Here is a 233-nt window from a genome sequence, read left to right on the forward strand (position 1 = left end):
GCACATAGGCCAGGTGCAACGGACCGGTCTTGGTGGTCGGCTTCATCAGGGTTCCGGAGGTGGCGCTCTCGGATGCCGAACCGCCGGAGGACGGTGCGGTCGAAGCCGCACCGGGCTGATTGGAGGTTGAACACCCGGCCAGGAGCGCCAGGGGAATTGTCGCGGCAACCAGGCCGCGGATGAGTCGCTTCACTGCTGTCTCCTTCGACGATGCATCATGCGAGCCACAAGTA

At 64.4% G+C, this 233-nt stretch carries 1 pseudogene; it reads right to left on the reverse strand.

Features of this window, described 5'->3' with window-relative positions:
* Positions 1-193: pseudogene (locus BN358_RS27530) on the reverse strand (hypothetical protein); the annotation flags it as partial.
* Between the last annotated feature and the right edge of the window lie 40 nt (positions 194-233).

The sequence above is a fragment of the Sedimentibacter sp. B4 genome (assembly GCF_000309315.1).
Taxonomy (GTDB): domain Bacteria; phylum Bacillota; class Clostridia; order Tissierellales; family Sedimentibacteraceae; genus Sedimentibacter; species Sedimentibacter saalensis.